Genomic DNA, 26,846 nt, shown 5'->3' on the forward strand with positions numbered 1-26,846 from the left:
CCTGATCTGCCGTGATAGCGCGAACAGGTAAGGAGTGCCCATGGCCAATCGCATGTCCCGGGGGGAGTTCATTGCGCTGATTGCAATGATGTTCTCGACCATAGCCTTTTCAATCGACTCGATGCTGCCCGCCCTGCCCGAGATCGGCGCGCAGCTCAGCCCTGATGACGTCAACCGCGCGCAACTGATCCTGACATCCTTTGTGCTGGGCATGGGGATTGGGACGTTCTTCACCGGCCCTTTGTCGGATGCCTTTGGGCGTAAGCCGGTCATCTACGGCGGCGTTGTGCTGTATATCGTGGCTTCGGTCGTGGCCTGGGCCAGTTCCTCGCTGGAACTGGTTCTGGCGGCCCGCGTGGTTCAGGGCCTTGGCGCGGCGGGTCCGCGTGTTGTGGCGATGGCGATTATCCGAGATCTATATTCGGGGCGCATCATGGCGCGGATCATCTCGATTGCGATGATGATCTTTACGCTGGTGCCCGCAGCCGCGCCAATGATGGGCGCAGGCGTGATCGCCCTGTTCGGATGGCGCGGCATCTTTGTCTCGTTCATCCTGTTTGCCCTGATTACAGTCACATGGATGGGCACCCGCCTGCCCGAGTCTCTGCCAGTGGAAAACCGCCGCCCCTTCCGGCTGCCACTGATGGTTGCCGCCACGAAAGAGATGTTTGCCCATCCCACGGTGCGCCTGTCGATCATGGTTCAGACCTTATGCATGGGTATCCTGTTCACCATGCTGACCATGGTGCAGCCCGTCTATGACGTGGTGCATGACCGGGCGGACAGCTTTCCGTTCTGGTTTGGGTTTGTGGCCCTGATCTCGGGCTCGGCCAGTCTGCTGAACGCGGCCCTCGTGGTGCGGGTTGGGATGCGCCGCATGGTCACATGGGCGCTGGGGGGCCAGATTCTGATCACCGCCGTGGTGATTACGCTGAACGCTCTGCCAATGTCGCCCAACGCCTCATTCGCGCTGTTTGTGGTGTGGCAAACCACGATTTTCTTCATGGCGGGCGTCACGCTGGGCAACCTGAACGCCATCGCGATGGAGCCGATGGGACATATTGCAGGCATGGCCGCATCAGTCATCGGATCGGTTGCCACGGTGCTGGCCGCTGGCATCGCAGCGCCTGTGGGGCTGCTGTTCGATGGCTCGATCACGCCTTTGTCAACGGGCATCCTGACCATGTGCATCGTCGCCTTTGGTCTGATGGTTCACATGGGCCGGATCGAAAACCGCCTGCCCGCCTGACCCTGTGCAGATCCCGTGAAACGCGCTAACCTGCCTTGAACATTCCGGGGGAGGTTATTTGATGAGCTATGATTACGATTTGGGCACCTATTCCTGCCCCGTCACCACATCATCGGCCGAGGCCCAGCTTTGGTTCGACCGGGGTCTGGCTTGGACCTATGGCTATAACCACGGTGAGGCTGTGGTCTGTTTCCAGAAAGCGGTTGAGCATGACCCGGCCTGCGCCATGGCCCATTGGGGCGTCGCTTATGCCGCCGGTCCGAACTACAACCTGCCATGGGAATTGCAGGATGACCGGGGGCGGCAAAAGGCCCTTGGCATAGCCTATGACGCCGCGCAGAAGGCGCTGGCGCTGACGGACACATGTACCGATGTCGAAAAGGCGCTGATCAACGCCCTGCCTGCGCGTTACCCGCAACGGGATCCGGTCGAGGATATGCATCGATGGGATTTCGACTTTGCCGACGCCATGCGCGCAGCCTTCGCTGCCCAGCCCGGACATCTGGACCTGCGCACCATCTATGTCGAATCCCTGCTGAACCTGACCCCTTGGAAAATGTGGGACCTGAGCACCGGCAAACCCGCCGAAGGGGCCGCCACACTTGAAGCGCAAGAGGCACTGGAATGGGCGATGGACAATGACCCCGCCGCCATGTCTCATCCCGGCCTGCTGCATCTGTATGTTCATCTGATGGAAATGTCGCCGACCCCGGAAAAAGCGCTGAAAGCAGGCGACGTGCTGCGTACTTTGGTCCCCGATGCCGGGCATCTTGTGCATATGCCGACCCATATCGATGTGCTTTGCGGGCACTATCAGAATGTGGTGCACTGGAACGAAAAGGCCTCGGTCGCCGATCTGAAGTATTACGAACGTGAAGGCGCGTTCAACATCTATACCGGCTATCGCCAGCACAACTATCACTTCACCATCTATGGCGCGCTGTTTCTGGGCCAGATGGAGCCCGCACTGCGCGCCAATCAGGGGCTTTGGGACACCACGCCCGAAGAAATGCTGCGCGTTGAAAGCCCGCCCATGGCGGATTTCTTCGAAAGCTATATGTCGATGGGCCCTCATATCCTAATCCGCTTTGGCCGCTGGGAAGAGGCCAAGGCACTGGAGTTGCCCGAAGACCCCGACCTGTTCCGCACGCTGACGGCAACCACCCATTACGCCCGCGCCATCGCCCATGCCGCAACCGGCGATGTGGCGCAGGCCGAAGCCGAGGAACAGCTGTTCCTCAGCGCCAAAGCCTGCGTGCCCGAGGCGCGGCGGCTGCACAACAACCGCGTTATCGATCTGCTGGAGGTCGCAACCGAGATGCTGCGCGGCGAGATTGAATACCGCAAAGGCAATTTCGAGATCGCCTTTGCGCACCTGCGCCGCTCGGTCGAGTTGGACGACACCTTGCCCTATGATGAGCCGTGGGGCTGGATGCAACCCACGCGCCACGCACTTGGGGCCCTGCTGTTCGAACAAGGCCATGTGGCCGAGGCCGAAGCGGTCTATCGCAAGGATCTGGGATTGGGCGGAAACCTCAGCCGCGCCTCGATCCATCCGGACAATGTCTGGAGCCTGAAGGGCCTTCATGATTGCCTGAAAGCGCGCAGCGAGACGGTTGAAATCAAACAGATCAAACAACGGCTTGACCTTGCGCTGGCACGAGCCGACGGTGCAGTCGGCGCATCCTGTTTCTGCGCCCAAGCCGCGATGAGAGCTGCCGAATGAAATCACTGAAACTTGCGCTGGCCGCGCTGATCTGTGGGCCGGTCTGGGCGGATCGCCAAAGTTTCACCCCCGTGGATCAGGCGGGCAGTGACCCGTCTCTGGTGGCGTTTCGCGACAACCTGCTGGCCAAAGTCGCCGCTCGCGATACCGAGGCCGTGATCGCCGCCGCCTGCCCCGATATCTATATCAGTCACGGCACCGAAAGCGGCCCCGAAGCGTTTCGGCAAAGCCTGACCGTACCGCCCGAAACGCTGGCCGAGGATACACGCCACCAGGCCGACGCGCTGCGCGAAGCCTATTGGACTGCGTTGGAAGACACTTTGTCCCAGCCTGGCTATTTCGATGATCAGGGCGAATTCTGGATGCCGCATCAATGGCAGATCTCTCTGCCCGCCGCGCTGGATCCGTTTCTGGCCTATTTCGTGACCGGAGACCGGGTCACCCTGCGCCGGTCCGCAGCGCGCAGTGGCGGTATTTTGGACTTCATCAGCCACGAGGTCGTTCTGGTGCCCGAATATCAGGACGGCGCCGAATACCAACTGGTCCGCCTGACTGATGGCACACTCGGCTATATGCACAGCGATTTCCTGTGGTCCATGGTGGGCTACCGCGCCGCACTGGTGAAATCCGACGCGGGCGACTGGCAGCTTTGTACCTTTGTGACCGGGGATTAGGCTTTCGCCTTTTTCTTCTCGGCCACAACCTTTTCCGCCAGATCGCGGGCAATGGCAAAAGCGCCCTTGATCTTGTCGCTGTCCTTCTTCCAGTCGCGGCGCACGACGATCTTGTTGTCCTTGACCTTGGCAAGGCCGCGCTGGTTCTGGATGAACTCCACCAGCCCCTGAGGCGAGGCAAACTTGTCATTGTGGAACTGGATCGTAGCACCCTTCGGCCCGCCATCCAGCTTGGCAATCCCCGCCCGTTTGCACATCGCCTTGATGCGCACCACCAGCATCAGGGTGTTCACCTCTTTCGGCAAAGCACCGAAGCGGTCGATCAGTTCCGCGGCAAAGCCTTCCAACTCGACCTTGGTCGAGAGCGACGACAGACGTCGATAGAGGCCAAGACGCACGTCCAGATCGGGCACGTACTCCTCGGGGATCAGAACCGGGACGCCCAGATTGATCTGCGGGGCCCACTGGTCGTCGGCATCCGACAGCCCCTCCATCTCACCGGCCTTGATCTTGGCAATCGCCTCTTCCAACATCGATTGGTAGAGTTCATAGCCCACGTCGCGCATCTGACCGGATTGTTCCTCGCCCAGCAGGTTGCCCGCGCCGCGAATGTCGAGGTCTTGGCTGGCCAGCGTGAACCCTGCCCCCAGCGTGTCCAGCGAGCCCAAAACCCGCAGCCGTTTTTCGGCCGTCGCGGTCAGTTTCTGGCGCGGCTTGGTGGTCAGGTAAGCATAGGCGCGGGTTTTTGAGCGCCCGACCCGCCCCCGGATCTGATAGAGCTGCGCCAGACCGAACATATCCGCCCGGTGCACAACCATTGTGTTCGCAGTCGGAATATCCAACCCGCTTTCGACAATCGTCGTCGCCAGCAGCACGTCGTATTTGCCGTCATAAAACGCGTTCATCCGGTCGTCGAGCTCACCCGCCGCCATCTGGCCATGCGCGACGACATAAGACAGTTCGGGCAGCTGGTCTTTGAGGAATTCTTCGATCTCGGGCAGATCCGAGATGCGGGGAACGACGTAAAAGCTCTGCCCGCCGCGATAGTGTTCGCGCAGCAGCGCCTCGCGAATGGTGACTGCGTCGAATTCGCTGACATAGGTGCGGATGGCCAGACGGTCGATGGGCGGAGTGCCGATGATCGACAGATCGCGCACGCCGGTCAGGCTCAATTGCAATGTCCGGGGGATCGGAGTGGCGGTCAGCGTCAACACGTGAATGTCCGAGCGCAGTTGCTTCAGGCGTTCTTTGTGGCCGACACCGAAATGCTGTTCTTCGTCGATGATCAGCAGGCCGAGATTCTGGAACCGCACCCCTTTGGCCAGCAAGGCATGGGTGCCGATCACGATATCAACCGTGCCGCGCGCCAACCCGTCGCGGGTCTGTTGCGCCTCTTTGGCCGAGACAAAGCGCGACAATTGCCGCACTTCCAGCGGGAAGCCCCGGAACCGCTCCTTGAACGACGCCGCGTGCTGACGGGCCAGCAAGGTGGTCGGCGCAACCACCGCCACCTGCACGCCCGACATGGCGGCGACAAATGCCGCGCGCATGGCGACCTCGGTCTTGCCGAAACCCACATCGCCACAGATCAGGCGATCCATCGGCGCACCGGAATGCATGTCCTCCATCACCTCGGAAATCGCGCGCAGCTGGTCGTCGGTTTCCTGATAGGGGAATCGCGCGCTGAACTCCTCCCACGCGTGAGGGGGCGGGTCCATGACCGGAGCCTTGCGCAAGGCGCGTTCAGCCGCGATGCGGATCAGCTTGTCCGCCATCTCGCGGATGCGCTCTTTCAGCTTGGCCTTCTTGGCCTGCCAAGCGCCGCCGCCCAGACGGTCCAGCAGCCCTTCATCGTGGCCGTATTTTGACAGAAGTTCGATGTTTTCGACCGGCAGGTACAGCTTGGACTGTTCGGCATATTCCAGCAGCAGGCATTCATGGGCGGCCCCTGCGGCGGTGACCACCTCCATGCCCATGTAACGGCCAATACCGTGATCGACATGAACCACCAGATCACCGGGGGACAGCGATTGGGTCTCGGTCAGGAAATTCTCGGCCTTGCGGCGTTTCTTGGGCTGGCGGATCAGGCGGTCGCCCAGCACGTCCTGCTCGGCGATCACCGTCAGATCGGGGGTTTCGAACCCGTGTTCCAACGCCCAGATCGCCAGATGTAACCCCCGTTTTCCGACACGGGTGCCGTCGGTGACGGGGATGGCTTCGGCCAGCCCCTCATCCTCGATCAACCCGGTCAGACGTTCGCGCGCGCCCTCGGAATACGAGGCGATCAGGACCGGGCCTTTGGACAGCTTGTCGGCGATGTGACCCGCCAGCGCGCCAAACAGGCTGATGCTTTCCTGCTGCCGCTCGGGCGCAAAATTACGCCCGATCCGCCCGCCTGCATCGATCACGCCGGGACCGCTGGCCTGCGGCAAGGGGCTGAACTGCATCACCCGCCGGTCGCCCACGGCCTGTTCCCAAGCCGCGTCATCCATATACAGCAATCCGGGCGGCGTCGGTTTGTAGACCGTATCCATGCGCGAGCGGTTTTCCAGCGCCAGACGACGGGTTTCATACTGATCGGCAATCGTATCCCAACGTGCCAGCCGTGCCGGTGTCACCTGATCATCAACCGTGATTGTCGCATCCGGAAGATAATCGAACAGCGTTTCTAGCTTTTCGTGGAAGAACGGCAGCCAGTGTTCGACGCCTTGGTGTTTTCGGCCTGCGCTAACTGCTTCATACAGCGGATCATCAGTTCCGGCAGCGCCAAATTCGATGCGATAGTTCTGGCGGAACCTCGTGATTGCAGCCTCGTCCAGAATGACCTCGGAAACCGGTGCGAGTTCAACCACCTCCAGCTTCTCAGTCGTGCGTTGGGACACTGGATCAAACCGGCGCGCGCCGTCCAGCACATCGCCGAACAGGTCCAGCCGGACAGGCCCGGATTCACCCGGCGGGAAAATGTCGATGATGCCACCCCGGATCGCGTAGTCGCCCGGTTCCATCACCGTGGGGCTTTGGGTGAACCCCATGCGCACCAGAAACTTGCGCAGCGCGTCCTCATCCACGCGATGGTTCACACGGGCGGTGAATGCAGCTTCGCGCAGCACATCGCGCGCCGGCACCCGCTGGGTCGCGGCGTTTAGCGTGGTCAGCAGCACGAACCGCTCGGGCATCTGGTGCACCAAAGCCGCCAATGTCGCCACTCGCGCCGCGGCGATATCGGCATTGGGCGACACCCGGTCGTAAGGAAGGCAATCCCAGCCGGGAAACACAAAGACCGGCATGTCAGGGGCAAAGAAGGCCAATGCGGCTCGCATCGCCTCCATCCGCTTATCATCCCGCGCGACGTGGCAGACCGGCCCACCCGAACGCGCGATCTCGTTCAGGACAAGCTGCGCGTCAAACCCTTCCGGGGCGCCGCCGACTGTCACGTGGTTCGGAGCCTTCATCGCCTTGCCTTTCAGATTTCGTTATCCCAGAACGCCAATCGAGAGGTTCTGATACATGCCCCAGAGGGAAGTGACCAGTATCGAGATCATGCCGATGATCTGGGTGTAAAGCCGACACCGAGACAAGGCTTTTGCCACCCTTTCCAGCGTCAGTTCATGTTGCCGCAAGCGACGGGCGTAGACGACGTTCAGAACCGTGACGATGGTCATCGGGAACATCAGCAAAAACAGGGCCTGCGCAAACTCGACGCCATAGTAAAACCCAAGCGTTGCCAATCCGGTGAATACAAAACAGGCCAGCGCCAGAAGGACGGCGCCCGACACTTCCACCAGATACAGCAAACGGTTGGAATTGATCCGAACGATGTCCAGCAGATCAAGCTCGACCTGGCCGCCGATCCGGCGCGCCCGCACGACCAGGTCGTAAGGCACCCCCATCACCCAATGGCTGGCCGAGGACCACATCACCGCCAGAACGATCCAGAACCACAGATTCGAAAAGCTGCGCATGTCGATGAGTTCGAAGATCGAGGTGTACCAGTCCAAACCCAGCCCTTTATTCAAAATCCTCAGGGGGTTCTATCGCAGCGGCGCGTCCATTGGTACCCTTGAGCCTTAGGCGAATTCATGCCACCCAATGCGGCAATGTTCAAGGAGCACGCGCCATGAAACCGACCATCGCCCCCTACCCCATGACCCGTTTTCGCCGGGCCCGGCAGTCCGAGGCAATTCGGGGGCTGGTGCGTGAGAATACGCTGACCACGGACGATCTGATCTGGCCGGTTTTCGTGCGCGACGGCGAAGGTGTGGAAGAACCGGTGCCTTCGATGCCCGGCGTCATGCGCCGCTCGGTCGATCTGATTGCCAAGGCAGCGGTCGAGGCTCAGGCCCTTGGAATCCCGGCGATTTGCATCTTTCCTTACACCGATCCGGCACTGAAGACCGAAGACTGTGCCGAAGCCTGGAACCCCAACAACCTGTCGAATCGTGCAATCCGCGCGATCAAGGCGGCTGCGCCAGAGATCGCGATCATGACCGACGTGGCGCTGGACCCTTACAATATCAACGGCCATGACGGCTATGTGGTCGATGGCGAGATCGTGAATGACCGGACCGTTGAAGCCTTGGTCAAGATGACCCTTGCTCAGGCCGAGGCCGGCGCGGACATCATTGGCCCGTCGGATATGATGGATGGCCGCATCGGGGCGATGCGTTCGGCGCTGGAAGGTGCAGGGCACCATAACGTGATGATCCTCAGCTACGCCGCCAAATACGCCAGCGCCTTTTATGGTCCGTTCCGCGATGCGGTTGGCGCATCGGGCGCGCTGACCGGTGACAAGAAAACCTATCAGATGGATCCCGCGAACTCGAACGAAGCCCTGCGCCTGATCGAACGCGACCTGACCGAGGGCGCAGATATGGTGATGATCAAACCCGGTATGCCCTATCTGGACATCTGCCGCCGGGTGAAAGACACGTTCGGCGCGCCGACCTATGCCTATCAGGTCTCGGGTGAATACGCGATGATCCAGGCGGCGGCGCAGAACGGCTGGATCGATGGCGACAAGGTCATGGTGGAAAGCTTGCTGGCCTTCAAACGCGCCGGGTGCGACGGTATCCTGACCTATTTCGCCCCCAAGGTTGCAGAGATGCTGCAGGGCTAAAACCCCGGATTGTCGCGATATTTCGCCTATTGATACGCAGGCGCGCAAAGCTTTCCCGTGACATATACGGGCAATCGGCGTATTCTTGCACATAAGATCGGGATCACCCGACATATCAGGCACATTTACAAGAGACAGGACATATGAGCAGTTCCCAATCCCCCCGACTGAGCCGTCGCGGCTTTGCTTTTGGCATGGCTGGGCTGACCTTGACCGCAGCCTGCGGCAACGGCGTTGGCAATTCGAACGCAGCCACGATTGATGCACGCGTCGCCGCAACGCTGACCGAGATGTACAGCCGCTATCCAAACACGGTTGAAATTGCCAACAAAGCCAATGGCTTGCTGGTGATGCCCCTGATCACGGAAGCCGGGTTTGTTTTTGGTGGCGGCTACGGACGCGGCGCGTTGCAGATCAACGGTGCGACGGTCGATTATTACTCGGCCGTCAAAGGCAGCGCGGGCCTTCAGATCGGCGCACAGCAATACGCACACGTCTTGTTCTTCATGACCGAGGACGCGCTGAACGATTTCCGCCGCTCCAGCGGTTGGACCGCCGGGGCTGACATTGGCTACGTGGTCAGCGATCAAGGCGATTCATTGTCGACCGACACAACCACGCTGCGCACACCGGTTCTGGCCGCTGTCTTCGGACAAGCGGGCCTGCAGATCGGTGCAACGGTTGAAGGCACCAAATACACCCGGATCATTCCGTAAGTTTCGAACACCACACCCCTCTGGCAAGCCCCGTCGCATTCCGGTGCGGCGGGGCACTTATTTTCGGTACATCAGGGCAGGTTCCTGCCGCGTTCCTCTTTCGGTTGCTGGCCCCATCCATTAGTCTTTGCGCAAACGATAATCGAACGGGATTGAGGGGCATTTATGGGTCTTGTTTTTCGCTGGCTGGTGCGTATCGCCTCGGGTCTGATCCTGTTGGTGCTTGCCGCAATCGGGCTGGTCTATTTTCTGGCCAGCCAGTCCCTGCCCGAATACGATCAAACCCTTGAGGTTAAAGGCTTAACCGCCCCGGTTGAAATCATTCGCGACACCGCAAACGTCCCGCATATCATTGGCGAAACCGACCCGGATGTGTTCTACGGTCTGGGCTATGCCCATGCACAGGATCGCCTGTGGCAGATGACCGTCATGCGCCGCACTGCGCAGGGTCGTCTGTCCGAGGTTTTTGGCGCTCGGACGGTGCCCATCGATAAGCTGTTGCGCCGGCTCGACCTCTATGGTCTGGCCCATCGGTCGGTTGACGCGCAGGACGATTACACAAAAGCCGCGCTGCGGGCTTATGCCGCTGGCGTCAACGCCCGCCTGACACAGATCAACGAAGAGGCTTTGGGCCGTGGCGCGCCCGAAATGTTTCTGTTCAACGCCCCCGTGTCGCCCTGGCAACCGGGGGACAGCCTTGCGGTGATCAAGCTGATGGGGCTGCAATTGTCGGGCCATTTGCAGGATGAGGTTCTGCGCGCGCGCACGTCCCTGATGCTGAACGACCCCGCGCGCCTTTCGGACATTCTGCCAGACGTCCCCGGCCCCGGCATCGCCGCCCTGCCGGAATATGCCGCGCTGTTCCCCGGCCTGCCCCGCTATGCAGCCGGAACAGACATGCCGGACACGCCCCTGTCGCCGTTCCCCAAACGCGGGCTTGCGGGCGCGTCGAACGCGTGGGCCGCAGCACCCACCCGATCTGCCAGTGGTGGAACGCTATTGGCCAATGACCCGCATCTGGGCTTCACTGCGCCCGGTGTGTGGTATCTGGCGCATCTCGGGCTGGCCAATGGCGGCGTGATCGGCGCGACAATACCCGGCATTCCTGCCGTCATGAGCGGACGCAGCGACCGGTTGGGCTGGGGCCTGACATCCTCGTATCTGGACGACCAGGACCTGCATATCGAGCAGTTGAACCCCGACAATCCCGAAGAATACCTGACCCCAGACGGCTACAAGGAATTCCGCACCCGCCCCTCGATCATCGAGATCAAGGATGAAGCCCCCATTACCCTGACCCTGCGCTGGACCGAGAATGGTCCGGTTCTGCCCGGCAGCCATTACGATCTGGAAACGATCACGCCACCCGGTCATGTGGTTTCCCTGTCCTGGACCGCGCTCAGCCCGAACGACACGTCGATGAGCGCGTCGATGGGTTTGATGAACGTGAACACCGTGCGGGAAGCTCTTGAGGTTGGAGAGAAATTTATCGCTCCGTCGCAAAACCTTTCACTGGTCGATGGGGACACGATCGGCATGAAACTGATCGGCGCCATGCCGCAACGCAACCTGCGAAACCAGAGCAAGGGCCGTATCCCGACTCCCGGCTGGATTGACGCCAACCGCTGGCAGGGCCGCCTGCCTTATGCCAACAACCCCGAATTCGTGGCCCCCATAGGCGGCCTGCTAGGCAACACCAACAACAAGATCATCGACCGCCCCTTTCCCAACCATGTCTCGTACGAATGGGGCGACACCCAGCGCGTTCATCGCTGGGAACGCCTGATGCAATCGCGAGAGGTCCACACCCGCGACAGCTTTATCGAGGCGCAGCTTGACACTGTCAGCTTCACCGCCCGGTCGCTGCTGCCGCTGATCGGGGCTGATCTGTGGTTTACCGGCGCGTCAGCCCCCGAAGGCACACCCGAGCGCCAACGCGAGATCGCCTTGTCTCTGCTGGCAGAATGGAACGGCGAGATGAACGAGCATCTGCCCGAACCCCTGATCTACGCCGCCTGGCTGCGCGCGTTGCAGATCCGCCTGATCGCGGATGAACTTGGCCCGCTGGCCAGCGAGTTCAAGCATGTGGAACCCTTGTTCATCGAACGGGTTTATCGCGACATCGATGGTGCCTCGGTCTGGTGCGACGTCCGCCAAAGCGCGCCGGTGGAAACCTGCACCGACATGGCCCGGCTGGCGCTGGATGACGCGCTGATCTGGATCTCCGAGAATTACGGCTCGGCCCTGGAATCGCTGCGTTGGGGCGACGCGCATCAGGCCACGCATGATCATCCGGTTCTGGGACAGGTCCCGGTCCTGCGCTATTTCGTGAACATCCGGCAATCGACCAGCGGCGGTGACAACACGCTGCTGCGCGGGCGCACCTCGGGCGAAGGGCCGGATCCGTTCCAGAATGTCCACGGCGCGGGTTATCGCGGCGTTTATGATTTCGCTGACCCCGACAGCTCGGTCTTTATCACGGCCACCGGTCAGTCAGGGCATTTCCTGTCGCGCTACTATGACGATCAGGCCCAACTGTGGCGGCGCGGAGAATATATCCCCATGTCACTCGACATCGATCTGGCGCGGGCCGCCGCCGTCGGTGTGACCACTCTGATTCCGCGATAATCCGCCCGGTCGGCGAGTCCCCGCCCTATAATGCAAGGCACCGTGGCACCCCTGCCCGGTTTCGCCTACCATCCCCCTACCGACTATGTGGGACCAAGGGGGCGATCATGGCCAGTATTCGGGACGTCCTGAACAATCTTGCGCGCGACTACGCCATTGCCTGGAGTTCCGGTGATGCCGATGCTGTCGCCAGCTATTTTGCGCCGGACTGTCAGATGACCATCAACGGCGGCACGCCGCTGGAAGGCCGCGAGGCAATAGCCGCGATGGCGCGCGATCTGTACGCGGAACTCCCCGATCTGGACCTGCGCTGCGATATGCTGCGATGGGCCGGAACCCACGCCCTGTTCGTCTGGACGCTGGAGGGCAACCACGCGCAAACCGGCAACCCGGTCGTGACCCGCGGGTGGGAGGAATGGGAGTTAGACACCAACCACAAGGTGCGATCCTCATCCTGGTGGTTTGACCTGGCCGAGTATCAAAGGCAGGTCGGTCGCGACTGAGCCTTACAGCCCGGCGAACTGAGCCGCCTGTTTGTCGGTCCAAAGTACGGTGATTGCGAAACCATCCTCGGTCTGTTCTTCGGATCGGACCACATCCTGCCGGAACAGCCAGGCGCGTTTGTTGCCCTCGGAAAACCTAAGGGACAGAGTGACCTGATGGCGGACGCCCTGCAGTTTCGTGGCGATTTCCGCCAGCAGCGGGTCAATCCCATCCCCCGTCACGGCCGAGATCGCAAAGATCGCAGGATCCCGATCCGCGCGGGCCAGTGTCGCCTCGCGTTCATCAAGGTCCAGCAGGTCGGTTTTGTTCCAGACCTCCAACATCGGGCGTTCATCATCGACCCCCAATGAGGTCAGAATGGCCTGCACATCCTCGGCCTGCGCCTGCGATTCCTCATGGCTGATGTCGCGCACATGCACGATCAGATCGGCGCCCAGCACCTCTTCCAGCGTGGCGCGGAAGGCAGCGACCAGTTCGGTGGGCAGGTTCGAGATAAAGCCCACCGTGTCCGACAGGATCACCTCGGGGCCATCAGGCAGAACAACGCGGCGCATGGTTGGGTCCAGCGTGGCAAACAGCATGTCCTTGGCCATGACTTCGGCCCCGGTCAAGCGGTTGAACAGCGTGGATTTGCCTGCGTTGGTGTAACCCACAAGCGCCACAATCGGATACGGCACCTTGGCCCGCGCCGCACGGTGCAGCGTGCGCGTCTTGACCACCTTCTGCAACTGACGCCGCAGACGGACCAGTTGTTCATCAATCGCGCGTCGGTCGGCCTCGATCTGCGTTTCACCCGGACCACCGACAAAGCCCAATCCGCCGCGCTGACGTTCCAGGTGGGTCCAGGCCCGCACCAGCCGCGTCCGCTGATAGCTGAGCGCTGCCATTTCGACCTGCAACACACCTTCTCGGGTGCGAGCACGGTCGCTGAAAATCTCCAGAATCAATCCGGTCCGGTCGAGGATTTTGACCTTCCACGCCTTTTCCAGGTTGCGCTGCTGGACCGGGGTCACCGGACCGTCGATCAGCACCAGCTCGACCTCGGCGTCATGCAGCCGTTCGGCCAGCTCCTCGATCTTGCCGCTGCCGAACAGCAATCCGGGCTGGGCGCGTTGCAGGCGCACGATCTCGGACCCGATCACATCCAGATCGGGCAATGCGGCAGCCAGTGCCACCGCTTCTTCCAGCGCCGGTTCGGGGACACGGCGCTGTTCATCTGACTTGATTTCAGGATGCAGCACCCAGGCCCGGGTGCGCCTCCGTTCATGTTCCATCAAGAGGCGTCTTCGCCCTCATACAGGCTGATCGGCTGCGATGGCATGATCGTCGAAATCGCGTGTTTGTAGACCAGTTGCGACTGTCCGTCGCGGCGCAGTAGCACGCAGAAATTGTCGAACCAGGTGATCACACCCTGCAATTTTACACCATTGATCAGGAAAATCGTGACCGGGACTTTTGCTTTCCGTACATTGTTCAGGAACGCGTCCTGAAGATTCTGTCTGTCCGAAGCCATATTTTGTTATCTCGCCGTTGTTCTTGCTACGCGCTGCGGACCAACGCGCTCCCTCTGGCAGAGTATGAAGTGCTGCGCCCAGATATTCCAGATGAAAAATCAGGCAGTAATGCCAAGACTCAACATTGGCCTAATCCCGCCACAGCGATGGGGTGATCAGGGCGATGATTGCCAGCGTCTCAAGCCGCCCGATCACCATCGCGGCGCACAGCGTCAGTTTGGCCCCACCCGACAGGTCGATCAGCCGGATCGGGACATCCGTGGCCAACTCGATCAGCGGGCCGGTCGTGCTGAGCGCGGCAACGCTAAGGACCATCGCCTGTTCGAACCCCGACCCCATCATGGCCAGCAGCAGGTTGAACACCGCAAGCGTCAGGGCAAACAGCATCAGGAAGATCCAGGCGATAAACGCGCCGTCGCTTTGGATGCGTCGATTACCGCCATCGGCCCCGCTGACCGAGGAGGGATGGATCAGCCGGTCAATTTCGCGCGCGCCATTCAGGTACAGCGCAAAGACCCGCAACAGTTTCACGCCGCCTGCCGTGGTGGCGACGCCGCCGCCGACCAGCGCAAGGCCCATCAGAATCAGACCGGGTGTTCCCAGCCCCGAAAGCTGTTGCGCGTCGTTCCAGTTGGCGCTTTCAAACCCGGCGGTTGTCAGAAAGGACAGGCCAGTGAACAGCATGCCCCAGATGACATGCAGCGCCTGCAAGGGCTGAAGCTGCCCGCCAATTTCGTTAACCCCGGCCCAAACGCGGAAAAACAGCAGAGCGGCAACCGCGAGCACGATCAGCAGGCCGATCCGAAACTCGGGGTCTTTGTCCAGCCGCGAAAAGCCGCTTGTCGCCGTGTCCGCCGAGAATGTCAGGCGGGACAAGGCAAAGAACAGGAACAGAAGCAGAATTGCCTCACCGGTGATCCCGGCCTGTGCGCCCTCAAGCCCGCCGACCGGCGAAATGCCCGAGGTCGCCATGACCGACATCGCGTGACAGATGGCGGTCAGGCCCTGCTCTCCGGCGATCAACAGCAGGATACAGATCACGGCCGTCAAACCGGCATAGACCGGGGTCAGCGTGCGTGTCACCCGGATCAGGCGGCCGCGTGGGTCAACCGTCTCACTTTGTGCCACGCCCGAGACGGGGCGCCCCGGCTGGCCCTTCGCGGTCACTTCGAACCCGCCCAGCGACAGGGGGGCCAGGATCGCCGCCGCTGAAATCCACATCAGCAGACCGCCCATCCAGCCCACCATCGCCCGCCACAAATGCAGCGGCGCGCTCAGTCGATCAGGGTTGGGAAACAGATCCGCACCTGTTGTGGTCAGGGCGCTGACCATGTCGAAATAGGCGTTCAGAAACGTGGTGTTGCCAAGCGCCTCGTGAAACGGGATGGCCAGAAAGAGCGGCAGGACCGTGAAACACCCCAACAGCACCGCCAGCTGTCCCAAAGTGCCCCGCCGCGGCACCCGGTTTGAGGATGCAAGGGAAATGGTCGCCACCAGAAACAGCCCCAAAAGACCCGAATACAGAAAGGCGCGCGAGGTATCGTGGTCATCCAGCACCAGCGCAAAGACCGCCGGCACCCACATCGAGATCGAAACGCATCCCCAGATCAGCAAAAACAGCGGCAACCGCCGCAATAGCCCAACCTGTTGTGGTTTCACGCGTGCCATCAGAAGAAATCGATCGAGACCTGCATCAGCCGCTCAACCTCGGGCACGTCCTTGGCCATGGCAAAGATCGCAACAACGTCCTTTTCGTCGATCCGCAGGCTGCCCGTGGGGCGCAATACATCATCCCCTTTGCGGACGGCCCCCACCAAAACACCTTCGGGAAAGTCGATATCACGCAGTCTTTGACCGGCCATGGGCGAGGTTGACAGAACCTCGGCCTCAATCACCTCGGCCTCGGCATCGCCAATCGAATAGACCTGCCGCACGCGTCCATGGCGGATATGACGCAGGATCGAACTGACCGTCGTGGCGCGCGGGTTGATATAGGCGTCAATGCCCAGCGGGCCCATCAGAGCGACCATGCTGGGGTCGTTGATCAAGGCAATCGCTAACGCGCAGCCTTCGGCCTTGGCCCGCACGGCGGCCAGCATGTTGGTACGATCATCATCCGTAACCGCCAGCATCGCATCGGCGCGGTCAATGCCTGCCTCACTCAGCAACGCGGAATCCAAGCCGTCGCCATGCAATACAATCGTCCGCTCTAGCGCTTCGGCGGCTTTTTCGGCGCATTGGCGATCCCGCTCGATAATCTTCGCCCTGACTCGGCCCTCGCGTTCTTCCAGAGTGCGGGCAACTTCAAGGCCAACATTGCCGCCGCCCACAAGCACCACACGGTCCTGTCGTTTTTGCGACTTGCCGAACACCTCCATCGTGCGGTCGACGTCATTTACGCTTGTGAAGACATAGCATTCGTCGCCCACAAACAGTTGGTCCTCGGATTCAGGAGCAAACAAGGTGCCCTCGCGCCGGACCCCGACAACAATCGAGCTGAGGGTCGAAAACAGGTCGGTCAACTGGCGCAGCGGGGTGTTCACGATGGGGCAATCCTCATCCACCCGAATGCCCAGAAGCTGCGCCTTACCATCCATGAACAATTCGGTGTCAAAGGCGGACGGGGCCGACAATCGGCGCATGGCGGCGGCGGCAACCTCACGTTCAGGGCTGATGACCACGTCAATAGGCAGGTGATCGCGGCGGAACAGGTCGGAATGGATCGCCTGCAAATAGGATTTCGACCGCAAACGCGCGATCTTACGCTGGATCGAGAACACCGAATGCGCCATCTGACAGGTGACCATATTCACCTCGTCCGAGTGGGTCGCGGCGATGATCATATCCGCGTCCCGCGCCCCGGCCCGATCCAGAACATCCGGATAGCTGGCAAAGCCTGCGATGCCCTGCACGTCCAGCGTTTCGGTCGCGCGGCGCACAAGGTCAGGGTTGTTGTCCACCACGGTGACGTCGTTAAGCTCGCCCGAAAGGTGCCGTGCAATCTGCCAACCAACCTGACCCGCACCGCAAATGATGACCTTCATGTTCCTGGCCCTTCTGCCTGAAATCTTTGAATGACAGATGGCCCGATAGGGGTCAATTGAATTGTCTTAACTGTTGGTCTGGGGCAAGATAAGCACATGAAAACACTTGTTGCCCTGCTGGTTCCCCTGATGGCGCTCAGCGCCTGTGGCCCCCTGTCTTTGTATTATCGCGAGGGTGAGAGCGTCTCGCGCATGCAGACGGAAACGACCCAGTGTCAGGTTCAGGCCCTCAAGGATGCGCCGGTTGCCAACCAGATCCGGCAAAGCCCGCCGGTCTATTGGCCCGGTCGGACCTATTGCGACGGGCGCGGTAGGTGCTATCGCTCACCCGGATGGTGGGAGCCGGGAAATGTCTACACGGTGGACGTCAACAAACCCCTGCGCAACAAGGTCGAGGCGCAGTGCATGGCGCAAAAGGGCTATCGCCCGGTCAGCCTGCCGCCCTGCAAATCGGGCGTGAAATCCAGCGTGCCGCTTGCCCGCACAACCACCCTGCCCCCGCTGACGACGCAATCCTGTTTTGTCAAATTCGATGACGGGTCATTCCAGATCATCTCGCCCGGTCAATCAGGTTGAGCCTTGCGCCGCGCGTCGGCGGGACAAGGCCAGATGCGCAAAAATGGCTAATGCGTAGATACCAATCACGGTGATCAGCATTCCGGCCTCATCAACCCGCCACAGAACAGCCAGCAAAACCGGCGTGCCCAGCAGGTTGCCCGCGTTGCCCATCTGCGCCATGGCCCCGTAGCTGAGCGCCTGTGTCTCGGCGGTTTGGTTCAGGATCGGCACGGCGGCAAAACTGCCCCCTTGCACAAGGCCCAGAACCGCAAACAGCAGGACGCAGACAATTTCCAGCGGCAGGCCGAGGAAACCGCCAGCAATGGACAGTATACCCAGCCCAAACCCCAGATTAATCACGGCAACACACGGCATCACGTTCAGCAGAAATGGCACGGCCACCCAGCTGAGCACGATCCCCGCCAGCGGCATCAGCCCGGCAATCTGACCGCTTGTCTCTTCGGGCAGACGGCCCGGCAGGATGGCAAGCAAGGACACAAAGGTCAGCGTGTAAAACAACCACCCAACGGCTGGCGCGGACACGAAAGGCGACCGGTAGGTGCGCAGATGGACATGCAGCACCTCGCTCCACCGCCACGGCACTGTTGGCGAGGCGGGTTGCACGGGCAACCGAGTTATCAGGATCAACGCCGCGACCCCGATCATCAGAAAACCGTGCAGCAGGAAGAACGCAGTCAGCCCAAACCGTTCGATCAAAGGCAGCCCGAGCCACGCATTCAGCGCAAAGGCTACGCCAAAGAAAGTGCTCCACAGCACCATGGCCATGTTCCGCGCCTTGCCGCTGGTGATCTGCGCGATCAGCGTTGGGGCGGCGACGACGATTGCCAGATGCGACAGACCCTCGACAAACCGGCTGGCCAACATGACGTAAAACCCGGGCCATGTTGCCTGAAACACTGAAATCGCACCCCCAAGACACAGGCCGAAAGTCAGCAGCTTCAAAGGCCCCACCCGACCCACGATTGCCCCGGACACGGCCCCCAGCACGGCACCGAGCAGGCTGATGATCGACAGCAGCCATCCCAACGTATCCGCGTGATCGGGATACAGCTGCAAAAGCTGGGGGAAAGGCACCGCGATCTTGGCAAACTGCGTCGCCGCGCCCAGCCCGGCCAGCCAGAGCAGAAGGACCTGAAATGCTTGTCTCATACGCCGCTTCTACAGCGCCCAGTCAGACCACGGAACGCATAAATTATGCGGCCCTAATGTCTGGATCCACTGACAAGGCGCACCGGTGTTCCGTCCGACAGATACAGACGTTCCCAGATGATCTCTCCGGCGCTGATGCGAATGCGGTCATGGACGGCCTCAGACGTCTGAAACGCCTTTGGCGCAGGCGTGTGCATGTCCCACCAGCCGTCGGCGTCCAGTTCGGCCTCGGCCTGCTGAATTTCCTCGGTTGCGAATTGCCAGAGTGATACGCCCAGCAGAGCGTTTTGGCTGGTCTTCCAATCCCGTGCCCGGCTGGCGGAATAGGCAAGGCATTTATGGCTGGCCTCTTCGACCAGATGCAGACAGTCGGACGAGGTCATGACCAGCCGCCGCAAGGCGCTGTCATCCGCACGTGCAGGCCCTAGCGCGGCAAACACAGCCTGCTGAGTGTCCGGCGGCGGGGTTTGCCCGCCCCGCTCCCACCTTGAGACGGTCGCCTGATCCACCTGCAGCAACTCGGCCAGATGAGATTGTTTGTACCCGACCGACCGGCGCAACCGTTTCAGGCGTTTGCCAAAGCCGGGGTACCCGCGTGTTTCAAGCCTGTTCCCTGATGTCAGAACGCTCATGGCCAGCACAGCCTTTCCGGTACATCACTCCGCCGGTTCCGGCTCATCGATTTGCGCCACGCGCGCACCGGATTTGTTCGAGGTCACAACCCCCAGCGATTTCAGCTTGCGGTGCAGCGCGCTGCGCTCCATCCCAACAAAGCTGGCGGTGCGGCTGATATTGCCGCCGAAGCGATTGATCTGGGTCAGCAGATATTCACGCTCGAACGCTTCACGCGCTTCACGCAAAGGCAAGGTCGCCAGCGCACCGGACAGGACAACACGGCCCGACTCTTCGGCCTTATCCTCGTCGCTCGGCAATTCACGAGCCTCAATCGGCCCGGTGCCATCGCCCAAAATTAGCACCCGTTCGATCAGGTTCTTCAACTGGCGCACATTGCCCGGCCAAGTCATGGTTTGCAGCAGCGCCACGGCCTCTTCCGACAATTCGCGGATCGGCAGACCTTGGGTTTCGTTGCACATTTCGATGAAGTGCTGGGCCAGAACCGGAATATCCTCGCGCCGGTCTTCCAGCGACGGCACCGCAATCGGCACCACGTTCAGGCGGTGATACAATTCCTCCCGGAACCGTTCGGCTGCGATCTCGTCGTCCAGGTCCTTGTTCGTAGACGAGATCACGCGCAAATCGACCCGCACCTTGTCGCTGCCGCCAACCCGCTGGAATTGCTGATCGACCAGCACCCGCAGGATTTTCGACTGCGTGCCCAGCGGCATATCGGCGACCTCATCAAAGTAGATCACACCGCCATGGGCTTCTTCCAGCAAGCCCGATTCCACCCCGCGTTCCGAGGATTCGCGGCCAAACAGAACCTCTTCGACCCGCTCCGGCTCGATCCCGGCGCAGTTGACGGTCACAAACGGCGCGTTGGCGCGGTTGGAATGGGCGTGGATATAGCGCGCGGCGATCTCCTTGCCCGACCCGGCCGGACCGCTCAGCATCACGCGACCGTTCGACTTGGTGACCTTGTCCAATTGGCCCTGCATCGCCCGGAACGAGGCCGATTTGCCGATCATGTCCGAATTGCTGACCTCTTTGCGTTTCAGCGAGGCATTCTCGCGGCGCAGGCGCGAGGTTTCCATCGCGCGGCGGATCACCACCATCAGTTGGTCGATGTTAAAGGGCTTCTCGATAAAGTCATACGCGCCCTGCTTGATCGCGGCGACCGCGATCTCGATATTGCCGTGACCCGAAATGATCACCACCGGCACATCCGGGTTGTCGCGTTTGACCGCCTTCAGAATATCGATGCCGTCCATCCGACTGTCTTTCAGCCAGATATCCAGGATCAACAGCCCTGGCGGTTCGGCATTGATCGACGACATGCACTCGTCCGAGTTTGCCGCCAGCCTTGTGGAATAGCCTTCGTCCTCCAGAATGTCGGACACCAGCTCGCGAATATCGCGTTCGTCATCTACGATCAGAATGTCGCTCATCTTTGGCCTGCTTTCAGTTTGTTGGTTTTAATCGCCTGCTTCTGTGGCGCTGAATTGGTGGGCAGATTCGCCCCCGGCAAACGGATCACGGCCATCGCGCCAAAATGGTCCTGTCCGTCGAATACGGGCGCGTCTTCAAGCGTCAGCGCTCCGCCATGTTCCTCGATAATTTTCTTGACGATGGGCAGGCCCAGCCCGGTCCCTTCGTCGCGTGTGGTCACATAAGGTTCAAACAACCGCGCCCGGTCTTCGGGCAGACCGATACCGTTGTCCGCAATGGTGATGATCGTACCCGCGTCATCGTCGGAAACGGCCACCTTGATCTGTGGCTTCAGGTTTGCAGACGCACCTTTTTCCTTCAAGGTATCAATGGCTTCGCCTGCGTTCTTGATCAGGTTTGTGAGCGCCTGATTGAGCATGGTCGCATCCAGATCCGCCGCGATTGGTTGATTAGGCAGATCCGCATCGATCTGCACGTTGGGCTGCCCGGCCTGCTGCAGCAACACAGCCTCGCGCACCAAGGCGACAACGTCTTCCTCACGCCGTTCCGGCTCGGGCATACGTGCGAATTTCGAAAACTCGTCCACAATCCGCCGCAAGTCATTGGTCTGGCGCACAATCACGTCGGTCATCGACTCGAGGCTATCGCAATCCTCTTCGTCCAGCTTGCGCGAGAATTTGCGTTTGATCCGCTCAGCGCTCAGCTGGATCGGGGTCAGCGGGTTCTTGATCTCGTGCGCGATCCGCCGGGCCACGTCGCCCCACGCCGCCATCCGCTGGGCGCTGACCAGATCGGTGACGTCATCAAAGGCCACAACATAGCCTTCAAGCCCGCCATCCTCACCCCGCCGCGTGGCCATCCGGACCAGCAGGTTCTCCAACTGCCCCTTGCGGGTCACCTTGATTTCGCCCTGCACAGCCTCTTGCCCGCTGTCCTTCAAGCTCTCGAACAGAGGCAAAAACTCAGGCACCGCAATACCGATGGCCAGATGCTGTTCGCCACGCGACCAATCCAGCAACCGTTCGGCTGAACGGTTAACGAAGGTCACGCACCCATCAGGGTCCACTCCGACAACGCCCGATGTCACCGAGCTTAGCACCGAGTCGAACAGGCGGCGGCGGCTTTCGATCTGACGTGTGTTCTCCAGCAACGTGTCGCGCTGGCCCTTCAACTGTCGGGTCATCTGGTTGAAATACCGCCCCAGCATGGCGATTTCGTCGTCGCTGGCCTCTTCGATCACCTGAACGCTCAGGTCGCCCGCGCCGACGCGCTGCGCGGCGGTTGTCAGGCGTCCCACGGGGCGCGAGAGACGCTCGGCAAACCACATGCCCAGGGACATGGCTGCAAGGATCAGGATCAGCGCAAAGCCCAGATACAAAAGGCCAAATTCGAACAGCACCCGTCCCCGTTCGCTTTCGAGCTGTTGGTAGAACTGCGCCGTTTCCTTGGTGTCGTCCAGCAGGGTCAGCAACTGGCCGTCCACTTCGCGACTGACATAGAGATACCGGTCCAGATAGGCCTGCAAGGGCACCAGCGCGCGGAATTCGTTGTTTTCCCAATCGGCGATGATCAAAAGGCCATTATCCGTTGCCTCGATCATCTGCTCGGGCGTCGGGGCTTCGTAGTTGAACAGGTAAGACCGATCCCCGCGCGAGCGGATCTCACCACTGCCATCGATCACATAGGCCTCGCGCAGGCCGCGCTGGATCTGAGATTGCCCTTGCGCCAGAACCTCGCGCAGTTCAGCGTCCGAGATGTAGAAATCGCGTGATCGGGCATTGTCGAGATACAGCGCCAGAACAGCCGCGTCCTGTGTCAGCCCTTGGCGGTGTTCAAGCTCATACGCTTCGGCTGCGGTCAGGGATGAGCCGACAACCTGCCGCACACGGTCCGAGAACCAGCCCTCAAGGCCGATATTCACCGTCAGCCCGGCAAAGATCGCAACTGTCACCGTGGGCACCAGCGCCAATAGCGTAAACGCCCCGATCAGACGCAAATGCAGGCGAGAGCCTGCCGATTTCGCCCGTCGCGCCGCGATCAGGCTGCCCAACTGGCTCAGCACAAGGGCCGCGACAACCAGCACGTAAACCAGATCTGCAAGAAGAATCAGACGCAATGTCGGGGCGGTCGCCCCCAGATCAAACGGACCAATGACAAGATAGGTTGCAAGCGCCAAGGCAGGTCCTAGAAGAACCAGCCCCAAGGTGCCGAAATTGCGCAGTTTTCGGGATTTTCGCCATCGACTAATCGATGGGATCATCCCGCTCTGTGCTCGGGTTGCCACCGTCTGCCCTCATTCTGATGTGTCGCTTGCGCGACGAACCGCCATATGTCGTGGTCGTTGCCCAGGCGATACCCGGATGCCACGCTTTGTGTGGCGATATTACATCAGTTTGCGACGGCGTGTCACCTGAATATCGAGGTCTGTAATCTTTTTCCGCAGCGTATTGCGGTTGATTCCCAGCAAATCCGCGCATTTCGCCTGATTTCCACCGGTCGCTTCCAGCGCGATTTCGATCAGCGGTGCCTCAACTTCGCGCAGGATACGCTGGTACAGGCCCGGAGGCGGTAGCATGTTGCCGTGCAGGTCGAAATACCGCCGCAGATGCCGTTCAACGGACGTGGACAGCTTCTCGCGCTCGCCCCCGCCCAGAACCGGTTCGGCCTCGGGCTGGCTGCCCAGTACCATTTCGACCTCAGCCTTTGAAATCTCATCCGCGCGGCTGGTCAGGCTCAGGCGTCGTATCGCGTTTTCCAACTGCCGCACGTTGCCGGGCCAGGAATAACGCCGGACCAGCTCGACCGCATCAGCGCTGAGCCAGCGCTTGGTGCCGCTGTCACGTTCTTCGCGGGCCAGAAAGTGCTCGGCCAGCAGGGTGATGTCATCGACCCGCTCGCGCAGGGCTGGCACATGGATCGTTGCGCCGCACAGGCGATAATACAGGTCCTGCCGAATGCGACCGCTTTCCATTCCGTCCGTCAGGTCCGACTGGCTGGTGGCCATAAAGCGCGGCACGTGATCGCCCGGCGTGTCCATCATCCGAACGATCCGGGCCTGAATCTCGTCATCGATATCGGCAATCTCATCGATCAGCAGCGTGCCGCCGCGCACGCGGGCCATGACGCGCGCGGGGCCTTCAAGGTCACGCAGGTCGGCCGCCGTTGCGGTCACAAAGGGCAAGGTACGCCGGTCCGAGAAATCGTGAATAGCGCGCGCAATCAGGGACTTACCGGTTCCACTTTCACCAGAAATCATCACCGAAAGATCGGTATTCATCACCCGCGCGACCAAACGATAAAGCGACTGCATGACCGGGGTGCGCCCGACCAGAGGCAACTCATCCGGGCGGTCGCTTTGTTCGGTTTCAGGCTCGGTATGCAGGCGCTGTTTCTGCTCTAACGCGCGCGCGGTGCGCTTCATCAGATCGGGCAGATCGAACGGCTTGGGCAGGTAATCATAGGCATCCGCCTCGGCCGCCTGAATCGCCGTCATGATGGTGTTCTGGGCCGAGATCACGATGACCGGCAATCCGGGCCGGTCCTGAGCGATTTTCGGCAACATTTCCAGACCGTTCCCGTCCGGCATGACCACGTCCGAGATCACAACATCCCCCTTGCCCTCGCCCACCCAGCGCATCAGCGTGGTCAGCGAGGATGTGGCGTGCACCTTGCATCCGGCCCGCGTCAGGGCCTGGGTCAGAACGGTGCGGATCGTGCGGTCGTCATCTGCGACCAGAACGGTGCCATCCATCAGGTGCTCTCCTTCGATATGCTCTCTGCCGGTGCGCGGCGCAGCGACAGTTTAAAGACGGTGCGTCCCGGAACGGATTCGGCTGAAATCCAGCCGTCATGGTCCGAGATGATCTTGCTGACCAATGCCAACCCCAGTCCGGTTCCGTTTTCCTTGCCGGACACGAACGGGTCGAAGATATCGCTGCGGATTTTCTCTGGCAGGCCCGGCCCGTCATCGATGATTTCGATCTGCAGGGGCAGCGAATGGCCCGAACCATCACTGCGGCGCAGCCGGAACGAATGTTCGAAATAGGTGCGCAGGCGAATTGTGCCGCCGTCCGGCCCTGCGGCCTCGGAGGCGTTCTTCAGCAGGTTCAGAACCACTTGCAGGATCTGGTCGGGATCCCCAAAGGCCAGCGGCAGGGACGGATCGTAATCCTCGATTATGGTCATGTCCGCACCGAACCCCAGCAAGGCCGAGCGGCGGGCGCGGTCCAGAACATCGTGAATATTGACCGGTTTGAAGTCAGGTTGCTGCAGGTTTCCAAACTGCTCAACCTGTTCCAGCAACTTCACGATCCGGCGGCTTTCTGCGACGATAAGATCTGTAAGTTCAAGATCTTGCGGCGGGATATTCATGCTGAGAAGTTGTGCCGCCCCGGTGATACCGGCCAGAGGGTTCTTGATCTCGTGCGCCAGCATCTCGGCCATGCCAATCGCTGATTGGGCGGCGGATTTGACGGTATTGCCACGGGTCATGCGCCCGGCCAGTTCGCGCGGGGAAATGATCATGATCATCGATCCCGGATGCCCGACCAAGGGCGCGATTTGCAGCGCGCATTGCAACGGCGCGCGGTTGCCCGAGCCTGCATCCACATCATTGACGAACAAGGGCGTGCCGTGCTGGCGGGCGCGCAGGAACGCCACTTCCAGCGGGGCATCCACGGCGATCTGATCCCAGACCGGCTCACCAATCACCGCTTTGCGCGAGGCATTCAGAAACCCCTCGCCCGAGGAATTCACGTCGGCAATCCGATCCTCGGCATCAATGATAAAGGCCGGAACCGGCAGCGAGTTCCAGATGCTTTGATCCGAGGTCATGCCGCCACCTCTGCCGTGCCGTTCAAGGCATCGCTTAGCAGGCGCAGGACCTCGTCTGAATCGCGTGAGGTCAGAACCGCCCGGCGCAACGGTGCGGGTGTTCCGGCCTCATCCATGTACCAGCCAAGATGTTTGCGCGCGACGCGCAGGCCCAGATCGGCGCCATAGAAACCCAGCATCGCCTGATAATGCGCGCGAACCATGTCGACCAGATCAGTGCCGTCCGGGATTACAGGGGCATCGGTGCCGTAAACCTCATGGCAGATCTGCGCCAGCAGCCAGGGTTTTCCCTGCGCCCCGCGCCCGACCATGACACCGTCAGCACCGGAATGGTTCAGCGCCGCGTGCGCCGCTTTGGTATCGACAATGTCGCCATTTGCGATGACGGGGATCGAGACCGCCTCTTTCACCGCGCGGATCGCCCGCCAATCGGCCCGACCCTTATAGAACTGACAGCGCGTGCGACCGTGGATCGTAACCATCTGAATGCCAGCCCCTTCGGCCCGGCGCGCCACATCCGGCGCGTTCAGCAGCGCATCATCCCAGCCCAACCGTGTTTTCAGGGTGACGGGCACGTCCACGGCCTCGACCACCGCCTCGATCAGCGTCAGCGCGTGATCGGGCGTTTTCAGCAGGGCCGAGCCGGAATAGCCGCTTGTAACCTTCTTGGCCGGGCAGCCCATGTTGATGTCGATCACCCGCGCGCCGCGGTCCGCGACCTGACGGGCGGCCTCGGCCATCCAATGCGCCTCGCGCCCGGCAAGCTGGACGGCGGTGTTTTCCACATCCGCAGACAATTCGGCCCGTTCGCGCACGCCCGGTTTGGCCTGCACCATCTCCTGACTGGCGACCATTTCGCTGACGACCATTCCGGCCCCAAAGCGCATCACCAGATCGCGAAAGGGCCGGTCCGTGATTCCGGCCATTGGGGCCAGTAACACCGGCGGGTTCAGGGTTTTGTCAGCAAGATGCAGGGTCAACGTGCCTAATCCTTGAGCATTTGGGGTTTTGATATCGAATTCCGCGCATATGAACAACAAAACGGCG

Annotated in this window: 21 protein-coding genes; 8 read left to right on the plus strand and 13 right to left on the minus strand. The window is 61.0% G+C overall.

Going from position 1 to position 26,846, the window contains the following annotated elements; translation table 11 throughout:
- Nucleotides 1–40 precede the first annotated feature (40 nt).
- The 3 genes from ACR0KJ_RS04755 to ACR0KJ_RS04765 all read left to right on the plus strand — a co-directional run bounded on the left by ACR0KJ_RS04755 (nt 41) and on the right by ACR0KJ_RS04765 (nt 3,649).
- Nucleotides 41–1,249 (plus strand): multidrug effflux MFS transporter, encoded by a 1,209-nt coding sequence (locus ACR0KJ_RS04755; RefSeq protein ID WP_170450279.1) that lies wholly within the window; start codon nt 41–43, stop codon nt 1,247–1,249.
- A 61-nt stretch (nt 1,250–1,310) separates the two neighbouring features.
- A complete protein-coding gene (locus tag ACR0KJ_RS04760; RefSeq protein ID WP_480626066.1) occupies nt 1,311–2,975 on the plus strand; it encodes a hypothetical protein in 1,665 nt (554 codons plus the stop codon).
- Nucleotides 2,972–3,649 (plus strand): SH3 domain-containing protein, encoded by a 678-nt coding sequence (locus ACR0KJ_RS04765; protein ID WP_170450274.1) that lies wholly within the window; start codon nt 2,972–2,974, stop codon nt 3,647–3,649. The genes ACR0KJ_RS04760 and ACR0KJ_RS04765 overlap by 4 nt, the downstream gene beginning before the upstream one ends.
- On the opposite strand, the gene mfd is transcribed toward ACR0KJ_RS04765, so the two are convergent.
- Nucleotides 3,646–7,101 (minus strand): transcription-repair coupling factor, encoded by a 3,456-nt coding sequence (gene mfd / locus ACR0KJ_RS04770; RefSeq protein ID WP_480626067.1) that lies wholly within the window; start codon nt 7,099–7,101, stop codon nt 3,646–3,648. The two genes, ACR0KJ_RS04765 and mfd, sit on opposite strands and share 4 nt — an antisense overlap.
- 21 nt (nt 7,102–7,122) lie before the next feature.
- Nucleotides 7,123–7,647: a component of SufBCD complex gene (locus tag ACR0KJ_RS04775; RefSeq protein WP_170453021.1), complete on the minus strand. Its 525-nt coding sequence runs from the start codon at nt 7,645–7,647 to the stop codon at nt 7,123–7,125.
- Nucleotides 7,648–7,766: 119 nt separating this feature from the next.
- On the opposite strand from ACR0KJ_RS04775, the gene hemB reads away from it, so the two are divergent.
- The 4 genes from hemB (at nt 7,767) to ACR0KJ_RS04795 (ending at nt 12,612) form a co-directional block, all read left to right on the plus strand.
- Entirely contained in the window at nt 7,767–8,765 is a 999-nt protein-coding gene (gene hemB, locus ACR0KJ_RS04780) for a porphobilinogen synthase (protein WP_480626068.1), read from the plus strand.
- A gap of 143 nt (nt 8,766–8,908) precedes the next feature.
- Nucleotides 8,909–9,481 carry a YSC84-related protein gene (locus ACR0KJ_RS04785; RefSeq protein WP_170450268.1) on the plus strand — a complete coding sequence of 191 codons (573 nt, stop codon included), beginning with the start codon at nt 8,909–8,911 and terminating at the stop codon, nt 9,479–9,481.
- A gap of 165 nt (nt 9,482–9,646) precedes the next feature.
- Nucleotides 9,647–12,109: a penicillin acylase family protein gene (locus ACR0KJ_RS04790; RefSeq protein ID WP_480626069.1), complete on the plus strand. Its 2,463-nt coding sequence runs from the start codon at nt 9,647–9,649 to the stop codon at nt 12,107–12,109.
- Nucleotides 12,110–12,216: 107 nt separating this feature from the next.
- Complete coding sequence (locus ACR0KJ_RS04795) at nt 12,217–12,612, plus strand: nuclear transport factor 2 family protein (RefSeq protein WP_170450264.1); 396 nt, start codon at nt 12,217–12,219, stop codon at nt 12,610–12,612.
- Between the two features lie 3 nt (nt 12,613–12,615).
- On the opposite strand, the gene hflX is transcribed toward ACR0KJ_RS04795, so the two are convergent.
- From hflX to trkA, 4 genes are all read right to left on the minus strand, one after another.
- Complete coding sequence (gene hflX / locus ACR0KJ_RS04800; RefSeq protein ID WP_480626070.1) at nt 12,616–13,887, minus strand: GTPase HflX; 1,272 nt, start codon at nt 13,885–13,887, stop codon at nt 12,616–12,618.
- Nucleotides 13,887–14,126, minus strand: coding sequence for an RNA chaperone Hfq (gene hfq / locus ACR0KJ_RS04805; protein ID WP_010440340.1), 240 nt, complete (start codon nt 14,124–14,126; stop codon nt 13,887–13,889). Before hfq ends, hflX begins: the two co-directional genes overlap by 1 nt.
- Nucleotides 14,127–14,256: 130 nt before the next feature.
- The gene (locus tag ACR0KJ_RS04810; RefSeq protein WP_170450261.1) at nt 14,257–15,795 is read right to left on the minus strand and encodes a TrkH family potassium uptake protein; all 1,539 of its coding nucleotides are present in this window, start codon (nt 15,793–15,795) and stop codon (nt 14,257–14,259) included.
- Nucleotides 15,795–17,171 carry a Trk system potassium transporter TrkA gene (trkA, locus tag ACR0KJ_RS04815; RefSeq protein WP_170450259.1) on the minus strand — a complete coding sequence of 459 codons (1,377 nt, stop codon included), beginning with the start codon at nt 17,169–17,171 and terminating at the stop codon, nt 15,795–15,797. Before trkA ends, ACR0KJ_RS04810 begins: the two co-directional genes overlap by 1 nt.
- A gap of 96 nt (nt 17,172–17,267) precedes the next feature.
- Here trkA and ACR0KJ_RS04820 point away from each other — a divergent pair, with 96 nt between their 5' ends.
- On the plus strand, nt 17,268–17,747 hold the full coding sequence (locus ACR0KJ_RS04820; protein WP_480580946.1) for a hypothetical protein: 480 nt from the start codon (nt 17,268–17,270) through the stop codon (nt 17,745–17,747).
- Here ACR0KJ_RS04820 and ACR0KJ_RS04825 read toward each other — a convergent pair.
- The 7 genes from ACR0KJ_RS04825 to dusB form a co-directional block, all read right to left on the minus strand.
- On the minus strand, nt 17,739–18,899 hold the full coding sequence (locus tag ACR0KJ_RS04825) for an MFS transporter (protein ID WP_480626071.1): 1,161 nt from the start codon (nt 18,897–18,899) through the stop codon (nt 17,739–17,741). The genes ACR0KJ_RS04820 and ACR0KJ_RS04825 overlap by 9 nt on opposite strands.
- A gap of 53 nt (nt 18,900–18,952) precedes the next feature.
- A complete protein-coding gene (locus tag ACR0KJ_RS04830; RefSeq protein WP_170450253.1) occupies nt 18,953–19,531 on the minus strand; it encodes a helix-turn-helix domain-containing protein in 579 nt (192 codons plus the stop codon).
- A gap of 24 nt (nt 19,532–19,555) precedes the next feature.
- A complete protein-coding gene (gene ntrX / locus ACR0KJ_RS04835; RefSeq protein ID WP_170450251.1) occupies nt 19,556–20,965 on the minus strand; it encodes a nitrogen assimilation response regulator NtrX in 1,410 nt (469 codons plus the stop codon).
- Nucleotides 20,962–23,226, minus strand: coding sequence for a sensor histidine kinase NtrY-like (locus ACR0KJ_RS04840; protein ID WP_480626072.1), 2,265 nt, complete (start codon nt 23,224–23,226; stop codon nt 20,962–20,964). The genes ntrX and ACR0KJ_RS04840 overlap by 4 nt, the downstream gene beginning before the upstream one ends.
- 123 nt (nt 23,227–23,349) lie before the next feature.
- The gene (locus tag ACR0KJ_RS04845; protein WP_170450246.1) at nt 23,350–24,717 is read right to left on the minus strand and encodes a sigma-54-dependent transcriptional regulator; all 1,368 of its coding nucleotides are present in this window, start codon (nt 24,715–24,717) and stop codon (nt 23,350–23,352) included.
- A complete protein-coding gene (locus ACR0KJ_RS04850; protein ID WP_170621889.1) occupies nt 24,717–25,799 on the minus strand; it encodes an ATP-binding protein in 1,083 nt (360 codons plus the stop codon). Before ACR0KJ_RS04850 ends, ACR0KJ_RS04845 begins: the two co-directional genes overlap by 1 nt.
- The gene (dusB, locus tag ACR0KJ_RS04855; RefSeq protein WP_480626073.1) at nt 25,796–26,779 is read right to left on the minus strand and encodes a tRNA dihydrouridine synthase DusB; all 984 of its coding nucleotides are present in this window, start codon (nt 26,777–26,779) and stop codon (nt 25,796–25,798) included. The genes ACR0KJ_RS04850 and dusB overlap by 4 nt, the downstream gene beginning before the upstream one ends.
- Between the last annotated feature and the right edge of the window lie 67 nt (nt 26,780–26,846).

The sequence above is a fragment of the Ruegeria sp. AD6 genome (assembly GCF_056542325.1).